Origin of the sequence: Oceanimonas smirnovii ATCC BAA-899 (genome assembly GCF_000381965.1) — a bacterium.
GTDB classification, from domain to species: Bacteria; Pseudomonadota; Gammaproteobacteria; order Enterobacterales; family Aeromonadaceae; genus Oceanimonas; species Oceanimonas smirnovii.
Genome location: NZ_KB908455.1, coordinates 265,766 through 282,120, shown reverse-complemented (window position 1 = coordinate 282,120; position 16,355 = coordinate 265,766). Strand labels below are relative to the sequence as shown.

Annotated in this window: 19 protein-coding genes; 11 read left to right on the top strand and 8 right to left on the bottom strand. The window is 53.8% G+C overall.

Translation table 11 applies throughout. The features are described from left to right. The 8 genes from G364_RS0104265 to G364_RS0104230 all read left to right on the top strand — a co-directional run. On the top strand, positions 1-878 hold an 878-nt coding region (locus G364_RS0104265; RefSeq protein WP_211212423.1), incomplete at its 5' end, for a DUF6708 domain-containing protein. After that, positions 878-1,057 (top strand): hypothetical protein, encoded by a 180-nt coding sequence (locus tag G364_RS0104260; RefSeq protein WP_019933916.1) that lies wholly within the window; start codon positions 878-880, stop codon positions 1,055-1,057. The genes G364_RS0104265 and G364_RS0104260, both read left to right, overlap by 1 nt. After that, on the top strand, positions 1,054-1,977 hold the full coding sequence (locus G364_RS16830) for a DUF6708 domain-containing protein (RefSeq protein WP_156816432.1): 924 nt from the start codon (positions 1,054-1,056) through the stop codon (positions 1,975-1,977). Before G364_RS0104260 ends, G364_RS16830 begins: the two co-directional genes overlap by 4 nt. Before the next feature lie 7 nt (positions 1,978-1,984). Beyond that, a complete protein-coding gene (locus G364_RS0104250; RefSeq protein ID WP_026344677.1) occupies positions 1,985-3,154 on the top strand; it encodes a hypothetical protein in 1,170 nt (389 codons plus the stop codon). Between the two features lie 128 nt (positions 3,155-3,282). Beyond that, positions 3,283-4,455, top strand: coding sequence for a hypothetical protein (locus G364_RS0104245; protein ID WP_019933913.1), 1,173 nt, complete (start codon positions 3,283-3,285; stop codon positions 4,453-4,455). Positions 4,456-4,731: 276 nt separating this feature from the next. Continuing rightward, the gene (locus G364_RS16825; RefSeq protein WP_245541375.1) at positions 4,732-5,439 is read left to right on the top strand and encodes a hypothetical protein; all 708 of its coding nucleotides are present in this window, start codon (positions 4,732-4,734) and stop codon (positions 5,437-5,439) included. Positions 5,440-5,696: 257 nt separating this feature from the next. Then, the gene (locus G364_RS0104235) at positions 5,697-6,530 is read left to right on the top strand and encodes a DUF6708 domain-containing protein (protein ID WP_245541374.1); all 834 of its coding nucleotides are present in this window, start codon (positions 5,697-5,699) and stop codon (positions 6,528-6,530) included. 137 nt (positions 6,531-6,667) lie between these two features. Continuing rightward, complete coding sequence (locus G364_RS0104230; protein ID WP_019933910.1) at positions 6,668-7,075, top strand: DUF2628 domain-containing protein; 408 nt, start codon at positions 6,668-6,670, stop codon at positions 7,073-7,075. A gap of 15 nt (positions 7,076-7,090) precedes the next feature. On the opposite strand, the gene xseA is transcribed toward G364_RS0104230, so the two are convergent. Continuing rightward, positions 7,091-8,428, bottom strand: a complete 1,338-nt coding sequence (gene xseA / locus G364_RS0104225) for an exodeoxyribonuclease VII large subunit (protein WP_019933909.1) — start codon at positions 8,426-8,428, stop codon at positions 7,091-7,093. A gap of 160 nt (positions 8,429-8,588) precedes the next feature. Here xseA and guaB point away from each other — a divergent pair, with 160 nt between their 5' ends. From guaB to G364_RS0104210, 3 genes are all read left to right on the top strand, one after another. Continuing rightward, entirely contained in the window at positions 8,589-10,052 is a 1,464-nt protein-coding gene (gene guaB / locus G364_RS0104220) for an IMP dehydrogenase (RefSeq protein ID WP_019933908.1), read from the top strand. Between the two features lie 93 nt (positions 10,053-10,145). Continuing rightward, positions 10,146-11,723 (top strand): glutamine-hydrolyzing GMP synthase, encoded by a 1,578-nt coding sequence (gene guaA / locus G364_RS0104215; RefSeq protein ID WP_019933907.1) that lies wholly within the window; start codon positions 10,146-10,148, stop codon positions 11,721-11,723. Positions 11,724-11,941: 218 nt separating this feature from the next. Next, the gene (locus G364_RS0104210) at positions 11,942-13,141 is read left to right on the top strand and encodes a tyrosine-type recombinase/integrase (protein ID WP_019933906.1); all 1,200 of its coding nucleotides are present in this window, start codon (positions 11,942-11,944) and stop codon (positions 13,139-13,141) included. Between the two features lies 1 nt (position 13,142). Here the strand turns inward: G364_RS0104210 and G364_RS16340 are convergent, their stop codons facing one another. From G364_RS16340 to ssb, 7 genes are all read right to left on the bottom strand, one after another. Further along, on the bottom strand, positions 13,143-13,397 hold the full coding sequence (locus tag G364_RS16340) for a helix-turn-helix transcriptional regulator (protein ID WP_245541373.1): 255 nt from the start codon (positions 13,395-13,397) through the stop codon (positions 13,143-13,145). Positions 13,398-13,606: 209 nt separating this feature from the next. Continuing rightward, the gene (locus tag G364_RS0104200) at positions 13,607-13,813 is read right to left on the bottom strand and encodes a hypothetical protein (RefSeq protein ID WP_019933904.1); all 207 of its coding nucleotides are present in this window, start codon (positions 13,811-13,813) and stop codon (positions 13,607-13,609) included. Between the two features lie 3 nt (positions 13,814-13,816). Further along, a complete protein-coding gene (locus G364_RS0104195; protein ID WP_019933903.1) occupies positions 13,817-14,071 on the bottom strand; it encodes a hypothetical protein in 255 nt (84 codons plus the stop codon). Beyond that, positions 14,068-14,229, bottom strand: a complete 162-nt coding sequence (locus tag G364_RS17155) for a hypothetical protein (RefSeq protein WP_019933902.1) — start codon at positions 14,227-14,229, stop codon at positions 14,068-14,070. Before G364_RS17155 ends, G364_RS0104195 begins: the two co-directional genes overlap by 4 nt. Further along, positions 14,226-14,882 (bottom strand): hypothetical protein, encoded by a 657-nt coding sequence (locus tag G364_RS0104185; protein ID WP_019933901.1) that lies wholly within the window; start codon positions 14,880-14,882, stop codon positions 14,226-14,228. Before G364_RS0104185 ends, G364_RS17155 begins: the two co-directional genes overlap by 4 nt. Before the next feature lie 81 nt (positions 14,883-14,963). Further along, positions 14,964-15,539 (bottom strand): BRO-N domain-containing protein, encoded by a 576-nt coding sequence (locus G364_RS16820; RefSeq protein ID WP_083928694.1) that lies wholly within the window; start codon positions 15,537-15,539, stop codon positions 14,964-14,966. Between the two features lie 294 nt (positions 15,540-15,833). After that, positions 15,834-16,349, bottom strand: a complete 516-nt coding sequence (ssb, locus tag G364_RS0104175) for a single-stranded DNA-binding protein (RefSeq protein ID WP_019933899.1) — start codon at positions 16,347-16,349, stop codon at positions 15,834-15,836. Positions 16,350-16,355 lie beyond the last annotated feature (6 nt).

Below are 16,355 nucleotides of genomic sequence, written 5' to 3'. Positions count from 1 at the left end.
ATCAGGCGTTGTCAACGAACAAGCGTATTAAGACAATGTTCCCCGATAAGCGGGCTCAAGATAAAGCCATTGCTTATATTGATGTTGAAACCCAAAATGAAATTTATCTCCGCATGCAAAATGGGGAAGAACTCACTCGTGGAGTGTTAACCATGTGTGGTTGCATGGTTGCTATTCCTGCATGTACATTTTTCACGTTATTTTCATCATTTACTTTATTCGAAGCTGGATTATTGTTTTTTCTTGTGGTTTTACCTTTGTGCTGGGAGATATTCTCTCCTATGCCTTATCCGGTAATATTTAATCGTCGCACCCAGGAAGTATATGCTTATTTTAAAGGTGAGCTGTATCATACCCGTTGGGACAGGGTACGAGCCATTGCTTATGAAGACTATATGGTGAACCAATATAGCGGCAAGACCAATGTTGGTTATCTCGAGATATTACTGCAGGGCTATAATGATCCCGATAAGTGGATCTGGGCTAACCTTTCCATGCCGCTGGGCCGCACCATCGAAATGCAATCATCTCTGTGGGAGTACCTGAGATCCTACATGAATAACGGCCCCTGGTTTGATGAGCACGGAAACCCTAGCGAGTCAGACAGCTATAACCGTCAACTGTTAACCGCATATCGTAAAAATACCAAGCAACGATTGAAAGAGAAACGCGCCAATATCAGACCGGATGACTCTACCTCCAAGCTGGCTTATTACGTCTACTTAACCTGGTCACCCATGGACTTTTTAAGAGAATGGATCTATTCCTTTGCCGTTAAACGCTCAGTGCGCACCTGGCCGAAGGAAGTGCAGGAGCGCCTGAAGCCCAATGGCCCCACTACCAGTCTGACCGAACTGCAGCAGGCAAAGCAGACGTGATGGGCAGTGATTTTTATCAAGACATTGGTATGCGCCGCCCAAGGATAAAAGATGGTGTTCGCTACCGGCGGGTATATCACCCGACACCAGCCCTGGGCGAACTGAAGGGCATTGAAGGCGAGCTGGTTTACAGTCCGCAGCCGGGGCTGGCATTGCCGGCCGCAAAACTGGAGTTATGATGAATCTTGATAATTGTATTGATGAAAAGCTGGCGGTGCTGGATCAGGCGTTGTCAACGAACAAGCGTATTAAGACAATGTTCCCCGATAAGCGGGCTCAAGATAAAGCCATTGCTTATATTGATGTTGAAACCCAAGATGAAATTTATCTCCGCATGCAAACTGGGGAAGAAATCACCCGTGGAGTATTAACCATGTGTGGTTGTACAGTTGGAATTCCAGGGTTTGTTTTTTTAACTTGGGTCACGTCATTCTCTTTGTTTGAAGTGGCTATTTTATTTTTTCTTGTTATTCTTCCATTGTGTTGGGAAATATTCTCTCCCATGCCTTATCCGGTAATATTTAATCGTCGCACTCAGGAGGTATATGCCTGTTTTAAAGGCGAACTCTATCATACCCGTTGGGACAGGGCACGAGCCATTGCTTATGAAGACTATATGGTGAACCAATATACCGGTAAGACCAATGTTGGTTATCTCGAGATATTACTGCAGGGCTATAATGATCCCGATAAGTGGATCTGGGCCAACCTTTCCATGCCGCTGGGCCGCACCATCGAAATGCAATCCTCCCTGTGGGAGTACCTGAGATCCTACATGAATAACGGCCCATGGTTTGATGAGCACGGAAACCCAAGCGCCTCAGATCGTTATAACCGTCAGCAGCTTGAGGCTTATCACGAGACTACGCGTCAGCGGCTGAAAGCAAAACGCGCCAATATCAGACCGGATGACTCCACCTCCAAGCTGGCCTATTACGTCTACCTCATCTGGTCGCCCATGGAGTTTTTAAAAGAGTGGGTATATGCCATGGCTCTGAAGCGCTCAGTGCGCACCTGGCCGAAGGAAGTACAGGAGCGCCTGAAGCCCAATGGCCCCACTACCAGTCTGACCGAACTGCAGCAGGCAAAGAAGAGATGATGGAAAAATGAGCACCAATACATCATCACATCACGGCCTTGACCAACCCCACCAGGCCGGCGATAGAACCACCTTTGCCGGAGGTCAGGTTAGTTACCTGGCCCCCATGCCGTTGCCTACTGGTCAGCCCGCTCAGGACTATGCCCATGCCGTGGGTGAAATAAACGACACCTATCTGACGTTTGGGGTAGGGCTGCCTCAGGTATTTGGCTGGCAATATGGTCTGGGGTTACCCTTTACTGTTGGCATTGTAATTACCATGTTTTTTTTTCCGGTACTTATTTCTGTTATTGGAGTGCTGGCCGGTTTTAATGTCTCCGTTGTAATGGAAAAAGGTTTACGATTTTTTGAATATACGTCAGTTGTTGGTTTTCTAATGGCAATGTTTTTTTTTCTTCTATCTATGTTGATCTGGTTTTTAAACCACAGAAAGTATAAATATGCCATTGCTGCCCGTTTTAACCGCCAGCGCCGTGAAGCCTGTTTTGTACCCGAAGGAGAGACGGACCCTGTGTTTGTGCCCTGGGAGTCACTGTCTGCCTGGGTGATTGAGGCACAAGGGGTCACTCAATACGGGGTTCAGCGTCAATATGCCATGGGGGTGGGTTTTCATCATGCTGACAGTGGCGAAGATTACTCACTGGAGTTTGAGTGTGGCGGTCTGCCCCTGGCCATTGCCAACTGGGAGGCCATTCGTGCCTATATGGACTACGAGGTGCACAGCCTGAAGGAAATACAGGATCCGCTGGACTTGCAGGGTCCGGACGATCCGCCCCATGAAGGACTGCATACCTTTTATAACGCCCGTGCCCGCATGCGCCGCCGCTACCGGGAAGGAGAGGTGGGTAAATGGTACGTCGCGGGCTGGTATGCCTATCACTTCTGTACCCTGTGGACGCTGCCGTTTCACCTTACCGAGTGGGAAATAGCCCGGGTCAAGCGGATACAGAAGCATGAAATACCCGACGAGATGAAAGCCTGGTCACAACCGCTGCCAGCGGCGCAATGGGCCCAACCCAGCGCTGAGCTGCAACGCCAGCGCGAGCGGCTGACCACTTTGCGAGAGCTGTACCCTCAACACTCCGTGTTCAGCCTGTTTACCAAAGCCCGGGGCACCGATGAACTGATGGTGCCCAAGCGTAAAGGTAAAAAAGGCAAAAAAGCCAAAGCCGGCTGACGCCATCAACAACAGGCCTGCGCATTATCATGTGCAGGCCTCTGGCAGTATTCAAAACCTGTTTATCACGCCATTGGAGCCGGTGTCACCCCAAGGGCGGTAGCGTGGAGAAATTTTTAAGATCAAATATGACTGATAAAAGTACAACTCAATCGGCCCCTGAGCTGAGTCAGCCTCACCAGGCCGGCGATAGCACCACCTTTGCCGGAGGTCAGGTCAGTTACCTGGCCCCCATGCCATTACCCACCGGTCAGCCCACTCAGGACTATGCTCATGCCGTGGGGGAAGTGAATGATATCTATCTTAGTTTTGGCGTTGGCTTGCCAACAGTGTCTGGCTGGCAGGAGCCAATAAACCTATTTATGACAGGGTGGGCATTTTTACTTGTATTATCTCCTTTAATTGCTGGAACCGTCATTATGATGGTGGGTGGGGGAGTGTCTGGTTTTGGTGAAGCAGCCCAGGCAGTATTTAAGGAAGGGGCAAGATTGGGTGTTCCCATTATGTCCCTGATGGTGGTGATTATCGCTTACTCCATTTACAGCCACCACCGTAAATATGAACGGGTGATCCCCACCCGCTTTAACCGCCAGCGTCGTGAAGTCTGTTTCGTTCTTGAAGGTCAAAAAGAACCCTTGTTTGTGCCCTGGGAGTCACTGTCTGCCTGGGTGGTAGAAGCGCAAGGGGTGACTCAATACGGGGTTCAGCGGCAATATGCCATGGGGGTGGGGTTCCACCATACTGACAGTGGCGAAAACTACACTCAGGAGTTTGTTTGTGGTGGCTTGCCTCTGGCCATTGCCAACTGGGAGGCCATTCGTGCTTACATGGACTACGAGGTGCACAGCCTGAAGGAAATACAGGATCCGCTGGATTTGCAAGGGCCTGACGATCCGCCCCACGAAGGGCTGCATACTTTTTATAACGCCCGTGCCCGCATGCGCCGTCGCTACCGGGAAGGAGAGGTGGGCAAATGGTATGTCGCGGGCTGGTATGCCTATCACCTGTTCACCCTGTGGACGCTGCCATTTCATCTTACCGAATGGGAAACAGCCCGGGTTAAACGGATACAGAAGCATGAAATACCCGACGAGATAAAAGCCTGGTCACAACCGCTGCCAGCAGAACAGTGGGCCCAGCCCAGCGCTGAGCTGCAACGCCAGCGCGAGCGGCTGGCCATCTTACGGGAGCAGTACCCTCAACATTCCGTCTTCAGCCTGTTTACCAAAGCCCGGGGCACCGATGAACTGATGGTGCCCAAGCGTAAAGGTAAAAAAGGCAAAAAAGCCAAAACCGGCTAACGTCATCAATAACAGGCCTGCGCAATATCATGTGCAGGCCTCTGGCAGTATTCAAAACCTGTTTATCACGCCATTGGAGCCCGGCGTCACCCCAAGGGCGGTAGCATGTTTAAATGAAGCTGACAGAACGATGGGTTTCGCCCTTTTCGGCCAATCTGGGCCAGCAACAACATGCTTTTACTCTGTCGGGCCGAGGGCTGGATGCACTCAGCACCAAGGTAAAAGAAAGTTTGTCTGTGAACACGAATTTAATACTTGAAACGGAAGCAGTCTGATATGAATACTTCAGCAAAAGTTGATGAGCAGCAGCGTGAAAAGGCAGCGCGGGAACAAGCCATGATAGATGAATTAAAGGAGGCACCTTTAGTTTATGAATGGAATGTTACTGCTCCACCCCCTACAGCCGCAATAATGATAGCTGTTTTTTCTGGTTGCCTTTTTATTTTGGCCGGCATAGCTCTTGCTGTCGATCATCAGTCATTCATACCTGTTTTAATTTGCACATCAATAGGCTTGTCTTTATCTGGTTTTGTTCGTTATTTATGGATATCAGATAAACACTACCACTACCAACTAACGCCCATCGGTATTCGCTATACCATACAGGACGCAATTCCCGAAACGGCCTATCAAGTGGTACGAGCCTTTGCCTGGGTGGGTGTGTTTGTGTGTATTCTTGCGGTCGGCATGCTGGGCCCGCTGGCTTTTGTCGGTGCCGGCGGCATGGCATTTCTGGCGTTTGGTATGACCAATTTCAGTAGCAAAGTACGTGAGGCGCACATTTGCTTCATTGATGATTTCAGCGTTAACACCTTAAAAGGAAGTGATATGTTTTCACTGGAAAACTATCCTTCTGAAAATTATCAGTCTGGCTCCATATTCTGTAATCCGGGAGAAGTGGACCTGGTGCTGGATAAGATACGGTCGTACACCAAAGTGACAAAAATAAAAGAAGTAAAAAGCTCGCGGCATCTTTTCTCATAAAAATTCAGATAGTGTTTACTGTTTGCCAAAGCTGGGGCCACTCATGAACTGGTGGTGCCCGCAGCAAAGGAAAAAAGCCAAAGCCGGCTGATTAACACAGGAGAAATCAGGTTTACATGAGAACACCACCCAAAGCAGGCGATAAAAAAAGCATGTTGGGCCTGGCAAACGAGCACTTTCTGGCCCCCTTGCCGGTGCCTACCGGCCGTAAACCCAATAACACCATGGGCATGGTGTGGCGTATTAATGATACCTATATGGATGTCAGTGACTGTACGCCGGGAGTGATAGTTGCAACCGTTCACCTGACACTAGTTTGTTCTCTTTTAGGTATGTTATGGATGGGCTATGGCCTTGGGGCGGAACTTTTTTTTGGTCATTGGCTGGGTTGGATGCTTATTGTTGTTTTTGTGGTTCTCCCGGTGCTGGTGATTCTTACCGCTGTTTTTACCGAGCCGCGCGAACCGGTGCGTTTTAATCGTCAGCGTCGAGAGGTCTGTGTGCCCGGCCGTAAAGGTGAACAATACTGGTATGTTCCCTGGGAAATGGTGAAAGCCTCGGCCGAAGGTTTCAATACGGTCAGTCAGGCAGGGGTAAATATGAACGGCAGCCTGATGATAGGTTTTCCCAACCCCGATTTTAATGGTGAAGTTAAATTGGGCGGCAATGGCTTTAGCAGCAATGTCTACTTTCCAAATGTGGTGCCGACTGTTGGTGCCGGCATGTGGGAGCTAATCCGCACCTATATGGAAGAAGGGCCTGAGCACCTTAAGGTGGAAACCGAGCATTTCACTGCTCAAAAAGAAGGTATTATTGAGCGCTATATCAAGGATGTTAAAGCCTCAATAGCAAAGCGAGGCCGATTCAAGGCGTTTTTATGGGATGGTATTTTTGGTCTGATAATGTGCAATATTTTATTGGTTGATTACATCAACCGCCGGCATCTGAGCCCGCCACCGGATTTAAAAGGCGACAGAGTGAAGCAATGGTCAAAACCTCTGCCCAAAGAGCAATGGGCCAAACGTTCTGCCGAGCTTGAACAAGCTATTCGTGAGCGCGAAGCCGAGCTGGCCAGGCAGACAGCGGCGTAATAAAAAAATCTTTAGCACTTTCTTATGGAGCCGACCATCAAACGCGTTGGAAGAGGTTACTTGACGTGGTGTTGGTGTGCAAGAATACCGGTTTTATCGACAAATGGGTTTCAGGATGAAAGATTAGTGGTAAAAGTATGAGTTTTTATTCAATGCGTGAGTGTGAGGTTTATATGAATCAGTTTAAAATGTATGTTGGTCAGAAAGGTGATATTAAAGCAGTTAAAAACGGTTGGTGCTGGACAGGCTTTCTGTTTACCTATGCTTGGGGTGCCATCAGTAAGCTTTGGTCTCTTTCACTATTTTCCTTTATGCTTCACTTTACTCTGCTTATATTTATGGTTACAGCGGAAGCCAACCTTGAAATTGTTTTTAATTTTACAGCTGGTGTTTGGCTTGTTGTTAAGTTCTTCTTTGGCCTGAAAGGCAATGAACTGTATGAAAAGGCACTTCTTGAATCAGGTTATGAGCTGAACGACACTATTTTTTGTATTAATGCCGAGAATGCTGTTTATCAGTTTCAGAGTAAGCAAACCGCGGCGTGAATGCCGCGGTGTTCGTTAGCGGGTTGATATTACCCGGCTTACCACTTCGCCTTTGGCCAGCCGGGTGGTGATAACGTCATTTTCTTTCAGCTGGCTGACATCGGTAATCACGGTGTTGTTGTGCAGGGTAATGCTATAACCGCGGGAGAGGGTGGCCAGGGGGCTCATGGCGTGCAGCCGGGAGCCGGCCAGTGCCAGTTTGTGCTCAAGGTGGTTCAGCCTTATGTTCAGTGCGCCGTGCAGCCGTTGCTCCAGCGTGTGCAGCCGGTCTTTGCTGTGCACCAGACGCTGGCCCGGATGCTGGTGTGCCAGCCGTAATGCTGCCTGGCCGGCCCGCTGCTGCGCTTGCTCCAGCCGCCGGCTTATGGCGCGCTCCAGCCGCAGGTGCAGCTGATCGAGCTGCTGGCTTTGCTGCTGCAGGCGCTGATTGGGGTGCTGGCGTTGCAGCCGTTGCTGTAACTGGCCCAGTTGATTATGCCGGTCGGCAAGCCAGCGCTGCATGGCCTGCTCAAGGCGCTGGCCCTGTTGTTGCCACTGGCGGCGTTGCACGCTGCTGTCTGCACTGACCAGTTCGGCGGCGGCGGATGGAGTAGGGGCGCGCAGATCGGCCACCAGATCACTCAGGCTCACGTCCACCTCGTGGCCCACGGCGCTCACCACCGGCAAGCGGGAGGCAGCAATGGCGCGCACCAGGCGTTCGTCGTTAAAGCACCATAAGTCTTCCAGCGAGCCGCCGCCCCGGGCCAGCAGCAGCAAATCGGTCTCGTTGCGCCGGTTGGCCTCTGCAAGCGCATGAATAAGCTGGGGCACGGCGCTTTCACCCTGCACCGAGCTTGGGTAGAGGATCACTTTCAGCTGCGGTGCCCGGCGGGCCAGCACGGTGAGAATGTCGTGCACCGCGGCACCGGTGGGGGAGCTGATAATGCCAATGCGGGCCGGGTGGGCCGGCAGCGGTCGTTTGCGTTCGGCGGCAAACAGGCCCTCGGCGGCCAGCGCCTGTTTCAGGGCTTCAAATTGTTGCTTGAGCAGGCCTTCCCCTGCCGGTGCCATTGTTTGCGCCACCAGCTGAAAGTCGCCTCTTGGCTCATAAAGCGTCACTTTACCGAAGATCAGCACCTGATCGCCGTCTTTAGGCCGAAAGCCCACACTGCGGTTGTTGCCCCGGAACATGGCACAGCGCAGCTGGGACTGGTTGTCTTTCAGGGAAAAATACCAGTGGCCCGAGGCCGGCATGGCCAGGTTGGAGATTTCACCGGTCAGCCACACGGCTCCCATGTCGCCTTCCAGCAGCAGGCGGGCATGGCGGGCAAGCCGGCTGACGGTGTAGATGTTGGTTAATTTTTCCTGCTGCAAAATGGCCTCTGTTGAGTATTTTTATTTGAAAATAAACCTGGTTGGGGAGGTTTTTTCGGCTAATAAGCCAAAATAACAAAAAATCGCTTTACCCGAGAGGGCCGAGTGCCTAAAATTCTTTGGCAATATTTTTACCCCCCAACCTATGGTGAATATTGCGATGCTTAGGATTGCCCAAGACGCCCTGACCTTTGATGATGTACTGCTGGTCCCAGCTCACTCCACCGTGTTGCCCAACACCGCTGACCTTCGCACCCGGCTGACCCGGGAGATCAATCTTAACATCCCTATTGTGTCTGCTGCCATGGACACCGTCACCGAAGCCGATCTTGCCATTGCTATGGCGCAGGAAGGCGGCATTGGTTTTATTCACAAGAACATGTCCATTGAGGCCCAGGCCGCTCAGGTGCGCAAGGTCAAAAAGTTCGAGAGCGGCATGGTGTCCGATCCGGTAACCGTGACCCCCGATATGACCATTGCTGATGTGCGCGAATTCACACTGCAGAACGGGTTTGCCGGCTATCCGGTGGTAGCCGCTGATGGCGAGCTGGTGGGCATTATTACCGGTCGCGATGTGCGCTTTGTGCAGGACATGAGCAAGCTGGTAAGCGAAGTGATGACCGACAAGGCCCGTCTGGTGACTGTGCCTGTGGGTGCGGGCCGGGATCAGGTGGAAGCCCTGATGCAGCAGCACCGCATTGAAAAAGTGCTGGTGGTAGAGAGCAACGGTCGTCTGACCGGCATGATCAGCGCCAAAGACTTTCAGAAAGCCGAAAGCAAGCCCAACGCCTGCAAAGATGATAAGGGCCGCCTGCGCGTGGGTGCCGCTGTGGGAGCCGCCCCTGGCAACGAAGAGCGTATTGCCGCCCTGGTGGCTGCCGGCCTCGACGTGCTGTTGATTGACTCTTCCCACGGCCACTCCGAAGGGGTGCTGCAGCGCATTCGTGAAACCCGCGCCGCTTACCCTGATCTGGCCATTGTGGGTGGCAACGTGGCCACTGCCGCCGGTGCCCTGGCGCTGGCCGAGGCGGGCGCAAGTGCGGTGAAAGTGGGCATTGGCCCCGGCTCCATCTGTACTACCCGCATTGTTACCGGTTGCGGTGTGCCGCAAATTACCGCCGTGGCCAACGCGGTGGAAGCCCTGAAAGGCACAGGTGTGCCGGTGATTGCCGACGGTGGCATTCGCTTCTCCGGCGACATTGCCAAGGCGCTGGCCGCCGGTGCCAACTGTGTGATGATGGGCTCCATGTTTGCCGGCACCGAAGAGTCGCCCGGTGAAATTGAGCTGTTTCAGGGCCGTTCGTTCAAGTCTTACCGGGGCATGGGCTCGCTGGGTGCCATGAGCAAAGGATCCAGCGATCGTTACTTCCAGAGCGACAACGCCGCCGATAAAATGGTACCGGAAGGCATTGAAGGCCGGGTGCCTTACAAAGGCAAGCTGAAGGAGATTATTCATCAGCAAATGGGGGGGCTGCGCAGTGCCATGGGCCTGACCGGAAGTGCTACCATAGATGACCTGCGCACCAAGGCAGAATTTGTTAAGATATCCGGCGCGGGCATTCAGGAATCGCACGTGCACGATGTAACCATTACCAAGGAAGCGCCCAACTACCGGTTGGGTTAATCCCGGAACGCGATGAACGGGGGGCTGGTCTCCCCGTTTTTCTATTGCCGTCTGCTCCCCCCACAGGCGGTGTTTGTAACGAGTAGGAAAACGATGAGCAAGAACATTCACGACAACCGGATCCTGATCCTCGACTTTGGCTCACAATACACCCAGCTGATCGCTCGCCGCGTGCGTGAGCTGGGCGTGTATTGCGAACTGTGGGCCTGGGACGTAACCGAGGAGCAGATCCGCGACTTCAATCCGAACGGTATTATTCTGTCCGGGGGGCCGGAGTCGGTCACCGAGGAGAACAGCCCGCGGGCACCGGAATACGTGTTTAACGCTGGCGTGCCGGTGTTTGGCATTTGCTACGGCATGCAGACCATGGCCCATCAGCTGGGTGGTGCCGTGGCCGGCTCTGACGAGCGTGAGTTTGGTTACGCCCGGGTGCAGCGGGTAGCCGATTGCGCCTTGTTCAACAATATTGAAGACGGCATTGACGACAACGGCAATGCCCTGCTCGACGTGTGGATGAGCCACGGCGACAAGGTAGTGGCCCTGCCCGAAGGCTTTGAAAAAGTGGCCCAGACCGGCAGCTGCCCCTTTGCCGCCATGGCCGATGAAAGCCGCCACTTTTATGGTGTGCAGTTCCACCCGGAAGTGACTCACACTCGTCAGGGTGCCCGCATGCTTGAGCACTTTGTGCGCGACATCTGTAAATGTGAGGCGCTGTGGACCCCGGCTTCCATCATTGAAGACGCCGTGGCCCGCATTAAAGAGCAGGTAGGCGACGACGAAGTGATTCTTGGTCTGTCCGGCGGCGTAGACTCCTCTGTGGTGGCCATGCTGGTGCACCGCGCCATTGGCGACAAGCTCACCTGTGTATTTGTGGACAATGGTCTGCTGCGCCTGAATGAAGGCGAGCAGGTGATGGAAATGTTCGGTGACCACTTTGGTCTGAACATTATCAAGGCCGACGCTGAAGAACGCTTCCTGTCTGCCCTTAAAGGCATTGACGAGCCGGAAGCCAAGCGCAAGGCCATTGGCCGGGTGTTTGTGGAAGTGTTCGACGAAGAGTCTAAAAAGCTCAAGAACGCCAAGTGGCTGGCCCAGGGCACCATCTACCCGGATGTGATTGAATCTGCCGCCTCTGCCACCGGCAAGGCCCACGTGATCAAGTCTCACCACAACGTGGGTGGTCTGCCCGACGACATGAAGATGGGCTTGGTTGAGCCGCTGCGCGAACTGTTTAAAGACGAAGTGCGCCGCGTAGGTCTGGAGCTGGGTCTGCCCTACGACATGCTCTACCGTCATCCTTTCCCGGGGCCGGGTCTGGGCGTGCGGGTGCTGGGCGAAGTGAAGAAGGAATACTGCGACCTGCTGCGCCGTGCCGACGCCATCTTTATTGAAGAGCTGCGCAAGCATGACTTGTACAACAAGGTAAGCCAGGCCTTTACCGTGTTCCTGCCGGTACGCTCCGTTGGCGTAATGGGCGATGGCCGCAAATACGACTGGGTTGTTTCCCTGCGTGCGGTGGAAACCATCGACTTCATGACCGCCCACTGGGCTCACCTGCCGTACGATTTCCTGGGCCACGTGTCCAACCGCATCATCAACGAAATCGACGGCATCAGCCGCGTGGTATACGACATCTCCGGCAAGCCGCCCGCGACCATCGAGTGGGAATAAACCCATAGGGTTTTTTATCCTTCGATAAGACCGTGAAAAGACACCTAAGCCTCTGATATTCAGGGGCTTTTTTGTTTCTGTCTGTCGATATCCATTTGTTACAGCCGATGCTAATTGACGGTAAAAAAGACGGTATGCAGATCCGAATCTGTTTTGTAGACTCCGCCATACCGTCACTTCCCGGGACGATCTGGACGGTATTTTGTGGAGAACTACAAATGCTGACAGACACCAAATTAAGAAACCTAAAGCCGCAGGAAAAGCTGTATAAGGTGGCCGATCGTGATGGCCTCTATGTGGCTGTAACCCCCGCGGGCACTGTATCTTTTCGCTATGACTACCGCTTCAACGGCCGGCGTGAAACGCTGACCATTGGCCAATATGGCCGTAACGGCAACGGTATTTCCCTGGCTGAAGCGCGGGATGAACTCAGTACCGCCAAAAAGCAGCTAAACGCAGGCGTGTCGCCGGCTGCAGAGAAACGGCGCGGTAGAAATGCGGTACAGAATGCCGATACCTTCGGTGACTATACCGACAGATGGCTGGCGGAGGCCAAGCTGGCAGAGAGCACCCGCAGCCTAAAGCAGAGCGTGATTAACCGTGACCTCAAGCCACGGCTATGGGGGCTGAGGCTGGAAGAGATAACAGCGAACGACATTCGCCAGCTGTGCGAGAAGATAAAGCAGCGTGGCGCTCCGGCAACTGCACTGCAGGCCAGAGAGGTGATCAGCAGCGTGTTCACCTATGCCATTGATCGCGGCTGCAAGCTCAGCAATCCGGCCGATGAGGTGAGGGCGGCAACCATTGCCACCTTCGACCCCAGAGACAGGGCGCTGTCGCCGGCGGAGCTCAAGATCTTCTTTAGCACGCTCGACCATACCGGCACCATGCCAACCATTAAGCTGGCGCTGAAGCTGATCCTGCTTACCCTAGTGCGCAAGAGCGAGCTGCTGCACGCCACCTGGCATGAAATCGACTTTGATGCCGGCACCTGGACTATTCCGGCCGGCAGAATGAAAGCCGGGCGGGCCCATGTAATTTACCTGTCGAACCAGGCAATTGATTTGCTGATAGGCCTGAAGACCTGCGCGGGCGGGTCAGATTACCTGCTACCGTCGCGCTATACCGTGGACCGGCCCTTGTCGAACGGTACGCTGAACAGGGTGATCACCAAAACAGTGGAGCAAGCTCAGAAAAACGGTGAGCGGATTGAGCACTTTACCGTGCACGACCTGCGGCGAACGGCCAGCACACTGCTGCACGAAGCCGGTTTTAATTCGGACTGGATTGAGAAGTGTCTTGCGCATGAACAGCGCGGGGTGAGGGCGGTGTATAACAAGGCGGAGTATGCGGCCCAGCGCCGTGAGATGCTGCAGCAGTGGGCCGATATGGTGGAAGGGTGGATTACGGAAGGGTAATTCATGAGGCCAGGGCTTGCCGGCGCAGGCCCTGACGGCGAAAGCTCTTTGTCAGATTAGAGGCCTTTTCAGGAGCGGCGGGTATTTGCTTTCGCTGCTCTATCCAGGCCTCCACTTCGTCCTGGTCCCACATTACGCAGCGGGGGCCGAGCTGGATCCGGGAAGGGAAGTCTCCGTTCTTCTCCCACTCGTAAATGGTGGAGTCGGCAACGGGGATCATTTTGCGCAGCACATGGCGTGGTATCAGTTTTTTCACAGAAACCTCGTTGAATATTTGTGAGTCATTGAGATAGCGTCTACGCTGTGGTTTAAGCCTCAGCAAGGCTTATAGTAGGGTAAGCAGTTAAAGGGTCACCCGGGCAGGTGGCCCTTTCTTATATTCGCGCAGCCAGCGCAATGAGTGTGGAACCCACTACCAGCAATAACGCGATGCCTTCTATATGGTGTTTTTTCACTTCCTTTCTCTTAATCCCAAGTGACAAATAAAAACAGGGCGAACAGCCCAGACCAGCAGGCCAGCGTTCCGCGCACGGCTCGCCAGCTGGGCAGTTCTGGGGCTATCCATTCAAAGTTAAGCCACATAACAATCAGCCACATAATTGCCATGCCGGAAAACAAGGCGATCATGGCGGCAGTGGCGAACACCCCGGCAAAAATAAGCTTTACCTTCATCTTTCAGCCCGGCCCTGCCAGTTCGGCAACGGCTTTAATCGTGGCGTTATGATCCTGACCGTGAGTGCCGGTGATGAAAGCAATATGCTGCATGGCGGTGCGCAGCTGGCGCACTTCGCTGTGCAGGTTGGTCAGCTCTGCGAACTGACGCACTTCCAGTGCTGTGGCGTTGCGGAGTGTGCGGCCGGTATCGCGCTCCACAACGTGGTGCAGGCTGCCTGCGTGTGGGCCGGCGTAGGGTTTGAGGGTTTCGGTCATTGCGCCTCCTGTTTTGCTGTGGCGATAAACTCCTTCAGTTCAGCCACTGAGACTGACTGGTTGCCGTGCATGATCCATTCATTGTCTGGCGCGTATTCAAGGATCTGGCCCAAGCAAATTTCCAGATGCTGAATTGCTTGTTCATGGTTGGTAGTCATTGGGCCTCCTTGCGAATGCGGTCAGCGTACTTGCATGCGAACACTGCGAACTCACCATCTCCGCCGCGCTCAAAATCCCACTGTTCCGCAAACTGCTCAATCGCCTGCGCCCGGACTTCGGCCAGGCTGGTCGCGGGGGTTGCATTTATTGCTTGCTCTGCCTGCTCAGCAATTTTGGCGTGGCCATCAGCTTTGATAGGGTCCGGTTTAGCTGAAAGCAGCTGCTCATATCGCCGAAACACATCAATGCAAACTTTCAGCGCCGATTTCAATTCAATAGCATGCGCCGCCAGTTCCTCCCACTCCCGCCTCAATTCTTCGCATTCTTGGGCCTTAATCACTTCGGCCTGATAGATTTTCCGCCAGCGTTCATTGCTTTCTTCCAACTCTGTGATGCGCGCAGCATGTGCTTTGTATGCCGGAATCCGGTCAACCGGCAGATCAGGACGCTGGCGCAGGTATTGGTTTTGTTCTTTCAGGGCTTTGTTGTCACCCTGTAGCTGGCGCACTTGCTGATCCAACTCTTCCAGCCGGCCGGCGGCCTCGCAAACGGCAGCCGATTCAGTGAACTCCAGATCACGGGCAATGATGTGCAGGGCGCTGATGATGATTTCTGTGCTGCTTCTTGGTTCTGTGTTTGTGGGGGGCGTCATGGGGAACTCCTTGCAAACGGACGCACGAACCCGTGCTGCTGGCGCGAACCAGCAGCAGGGCACATGTGTCGGGATGGGGGATTAAGACTTTTTGTCTTTCAGGGCTTTTTTAAGTTGTTCGTCGCGCCAGGCGGAGCGGTGGCGCAGCTGCTTGCTGGCCGCCTCAATGAACTGGAACAGCACATCGGGAGACACCATCAGGCCGTTGGGTGCAGTCATGGCCTTGAGCAAGTCTTCGGGCGAGCCGATAAAGGCGTTTTGCGCCACCGGGCTGACGTGCTCTTTGCCTTCAAAGTCGAAGTGAACCAGCCAGCGCCGGTGGGTGAGGCTGGGGGCCGGTGCCACTGGTTGGTGGTCGAGCACGTCCAGCACCCAGCGGCGGAACTCGGCGGCCATTTCGGTGCGGGAGAACATGGCCAGCAGGTGGGCACCGCGCAAAGAGAATATTCTGGTTTCTTGTTCGCCACCGGGAGTGGTCAAGTTGACCACCCCTGTCATTGCATCTGTGAACTCATCTTTGTGACGGGTGTAGATGCGTTGAATGGCCTTACCGTCAGCGTAGCCCAAGGCTAAACCGATCTGGTTTGCCCTTAACCAAGGCTTTCCGTGGTGATCAACGATATCGAACTGGGTGTTGTGAAATGCGAGTGCTTTCATGATAAACGCTCCGTTATGAGTGCTTAAAGCACCAGCCGGAGCATTCTGACGTGCGCCGGCATGGCGGCCGGGAGGTTCAGAACCCAGATAACGCTGGGCGGACTTCTTCCCCTTGCGGGTATTATATCCGTCGCCCTCCCGGCCATAACTCATGGCACGGGCACAAAAAAACCGCATAGCTGTCGGGTGCGGATACCGCGTTATCTAAGAGGTTCTGACGCCTCCATCCCTGATAGGGATGCAATAACGGTATCCCGCTTGCCGGTGTTCGTCAAGTTCATGGCGCTCATATGCTTACATCACCAGCAGCAGGGCGGGGAACTGCAGGCCGAGCGGGGCGAACGGAATGTCATCATCGAAGTCGGCGGGCGGTTCGTTGGCTTGTTGCTGACTTGGTTGCTGTTGTTGCCAGTTCTGGCCGCCCTGGTCGGCGGGGTGGGGTGGTCGGTTGCCGCCTTGGGGTTTACCGCCCAGCATCTGCATGGTGCCGCCCATGTCTACCACCACCTCGGTGGTGTAGCGGTCTTGCCCGCTTTGGTCCTGCCACTTACGGGTTTGCAGCCTACCCTCAACATAAACCTGACTGCCTTTCTTCAGGTATTCCCCCACGATTTCAGCCAGCTTCCCGAAAAACACTACCCGGTGCCACTCGGTGCGCTCCTTCGGCTGTTGGGTCTGTTTATCCTTCCAGGTCTCACTGGTGGCCAGGGTAATGGTGGCCACGGCGTTGCCGTTCGGCATATAGCGGACTTCCGGATCCTGACCCAGATGACCGATAAGAATGACTTTGTTGATGCCGCGCTGGGCCATGGGTGT

Excerpts from the sequence above, each read along its gene's own strand:
- guaB (WP_019933908.1), top strand. The coding sequence starts at position 8,589 with ATGCTTAGGATTGCCCAAGACGCCCTGACCTTTGATGATGTACTGCTG.
- guaA (WP_019933907.1), top strand. The coding sequence starts at position 10,146 with ATGAGCAAGAACATTCACGACAACCGGATCCTGATCCTCGACTTTGGC.
- G364_RS0104260 (WP_019933916.1), top strand. The coding sequence starts at position 878 with ATGGGCAGTGATTTTTATCAAGACATTGGTATGCGCCGCCCAAGGATA.
- G364_RS0104230 (WP_019933910.1), top strand. The coding sequence starts at position 6,668 with ATGAGTTTTTATTCAATGCGTGAGTGTGAGGTTTATATGAATCAGTTT.
- G364_RS0104245 (WP_019933913.1), top strand. The coding sequence starts at position 3,283 with ATGACTGATAAAAGTACAACTCAATCGGCCCCTGAGCTGAGTCAGCCT.
- G364_RS16830 (WP_156816432.1), top strand. The coding sequence starts at position 1,054 with ATGATGAATCTTGATAATTGTATTGATGAAAAGCTGGCGGTGCTGGAT.
- G364_RS17155 (WP_019933902.1), bottom strand. The coding sequence starts at position 14,229 with ATGACTACCAACCATGAACAAGCAATTCAGCATCTGGAAATTTGCTTG.
- G364_RS0104235 (WP_245541374.1), top strand. The coding sequence starts at position 5,697 with ATGGATGTCAGTGACTGTACGCCGGGAGTGATAGTTGCAACCGTTCAC.
- G364_RS0104195 (WP_019933903.1), bottom strand. The coding sequence starts at position 14,071 with ATGACCGAAACCCTCAAACCCTACGCCGGCCCACACGCAGGCAGCCTG.
- G364_RS0104250 (WP_026344677.1), top strand. The coding sequence starts at position 1,985 with ATGAGCACCAATACATCATCACATCACGGCCTTGACCAACCCCACCAG.
- G364_RS0104185 (WP_019933901.1), bottom strand. The coding sequence starts at position 14,882 with ATGACGCCCCCCACAAACACAGAACCAAGAAGCAGCACAGAAATCATC.
- ssb (WP_019933899.1), bottom strand. The coding sequence starts at position 16,349 with ATGGCCCAGCGCGGCATCAACAAAGTCATTCTTATCGGTCATCTGGGT.
- G364_RS0104210 (WP_019933906.1), top strand. The coding sequence starts at position 11,942 with ATGCTGACAGACACCAAATTAAGAAACCTAAAGCCGCAGGAAAAGCTG.
- G364_RS16820 (WP_083928694.1), bottom strand. The coding sequence starts at position 15,539 with ATGAAAGCACTCGCATTTCACAACACCCAGTTCGATATCGTTGATCAC.
- G364_RS0104200 (WP_019933904.1), bottom strand. The coding sequence starts at position 13,813 with ATGAAGGTAAAGCTTATTTTTGCCGGGGTGTTCGCCACTGCCGCCATG.
- G364_RS16825 (WP_245541375.1), top strand. The coding sequence starts at position 4,732 with ATGAATACTTCAGCAAAAGTTGATGAGCAGCAGCGTGAAAAGGCAGCG.